The sequence below is a fragment of the Micromonospora sp. NBS 11-29 genome, assembly GCF_002140155.1.
Taxonomy (GTDB): Bacteria; Actinomycetota; Actinomycetes; order Mycobacteriales; family Micromonosporaceae; genus Micromonospora.
Genome location: NZ_NAPR01000039.1, coordinates 1 through 1,972, shown reverse-complemented (window position 1 = coordinate 1,972; position 1,972 = coordinate 1). Strand labels below are relative to the sequence as shown.

General features: G+C 71.7%; 2 protein-coding genes. Both read right to left on the bottom strand.

All coding sequences use genetic code 11. The features are described from left to right. The coding region (locus tag B1205_RS28830; RefSeq protein WP_089158475.1) for a ThuA domain-containing protein at positions 1-1,789 on the bottom strand (1,789 nt) is incomplete at its 3' end. A 20-nt stretch (positions 1,790-1,809) separates the two neighbouring features. Continuing rightward, on the bottom strand, positions 1,810-1,972 hold a 163-nt coding region (locus B1205_RS28825), incomplete at its 5' end, for an RICIN domain-containing protein (protein ID WP_140158169.1).

Sequence of the window (1,972 nt, the reverse complement as noted above, 5' to 3'; positions counted from 1 at the left end):
TGCCGTCGGCGGTGGCCGCGTTGCGCACGTCCAGGCACTTGCCGGCCAGGCCCTTCACCGGGCCCGTTCCGCCGGTGCCGCCCCCGCCACGAACCAGGGTGAAGTCGTCGACGTCGAAGAGCCCGGTGCCGCTGCCGGCGAACGTCAGGTGGACCGTCTGCGTTCCCGACGGCACCCCGCTCAACGCGGTGCTGACGTCGGCGAAGGTGTTCCAGCCGCCGGTGTTGGGCACCGCGACCTGGCCGAGCACCGGGCCGGTCGGCGAACCCGTGCGCACCTGGATCGTGCCGCCCGGGCCGCCGGAGACCACCCGGGCCCGCAGCGACGTCACCCCGGTCAGGTCCAGTCCCTGGTACGCGGCCCAGTCGCCCGGTTCGACGTACCCCAGGGTTTGACCGCCGTTGGCGCCGGTCTTGCCGACGGCGCTGACGCCGCTGGCCGCGCTGAATGCCTCGGCCTGCACGGTGGTGTTGCCGGTCGGCGGCGGGGTGCCGCCCAACTCCTTGATCCGGATGTTGCGGAACGACGCGTCGTCGCCGGTGCCGTGGTTCTGGATGCCGACGTGCCCGGCGAGCGACCGGACCGGGTCGGTGTTGGTGAAGTCGTTGATCCGCACGCCGTTGAGGAAGACCTGCAACCGCTCCCCCTCGACCAGGATCTCGTAGGTGTTCCACTCCCCCGCCGGGTTGAGCGCCGCGTCCCGGGCCGTCAGGTCGGCGGAGGAGAACCCGTAGATCGCGCCGGTGGTCCGGTCGGGGGTGTCGGTGGGGTCGATCTGCACCTCGTAGCCGTTGTTCACGGCCGAGTTCGGGTCGCTCGACGGCGGGAAGCCGACGAACACCCCGGAGTTGTCGTCGCCGGCGATGCGCCAGTCCAGCTTCAGCGAGTAGTTGGTGAACTGCTTCGCGCTGTACCAGTAGAGCCCCATGCCGCCGACCGAGGTCAGTGTGGCGTCGGTGTTGGTGAAGCTGCCCGGCCCGGCCTGGGACCAGCCGGTGGTGGCGCCGTTGTAGAGCGCGGTGTACCCGGTTTCCGGCCGGCAGTCGGCCTTCGTGCGCCCGGCGGCGTAGCGGATGCCGCCGAGCAGGTGGGCCCGGAACGCGGCGTCGGCGTACGACGCCTGGGTGTGCCCGCCGCCGGTGTAGAAGGACCGGCCGCCGCTGTAGCTCTTGCACCAGGCGTGCGGGTGGTCGCCACCCATCGCGCCGCCGGAGTACGTGGACTCGTCCAGGCTGGCCAGTACGTGCGCGGTGGAGCGGGCGTTGGTGCGGTAGTCGTACCACTCGTCGGTGCGGCTCCACCGCTGCGGCAGGTGCGCGGTGGCGGCGTGCGCCCGGTCCTCCACCTTCACGGTGGCCGGCTGGATCGCCGGGTGGGACGCGAACCAGGCGCCGACCAGGTTGCCGTAGAACGGCCAGTCGTACTCGGTGTCGGCGGCGGAGTGCACGCCGACGTATCCGCCGCCGGCCGCGATGTACGCCTCGAACGCCGACTGCTGGGTCGCGTTGAGCACGTCCCCGGTGGTGTTGAGGAAGATCACCGCCTCGAAGCGGGCCAAATTGGCGGTGGTGAACTGGGTGGCGTCCTCGGTCGCGGTGACGGTGAAGGAATTCGCCGCGCCGAGGTCACGGACGGCCTGCGTGCCGACCGCGATGGAGTCGTGGCGGAAGCCGGCGGTCTTGGAGAAGACCAGCACGTCGTACGGGGCGTCGGCGGCGCTCGCCGGGGTGGCGGCGCTGGTGGCGGCGACGGCGGTCACCGCCGCCAGCGCGATACGGAGGAGTCTCATCGGCGTTCTCCCTTCCATCCTCACGGCAGCGTCCACTTCTGGTTGGCGGCGCCGGTGCAGGTCCACAGGTGCACCGGCGTGCTGTCGGCGGAGTTGTTGCCGGACACGTCCAGGCACTTGCCCGACGCCGGGTTGCGCAGCGTCCCGTCGGCCTGCGCCGACCAGTTCTGCGCCCCGCTGCCG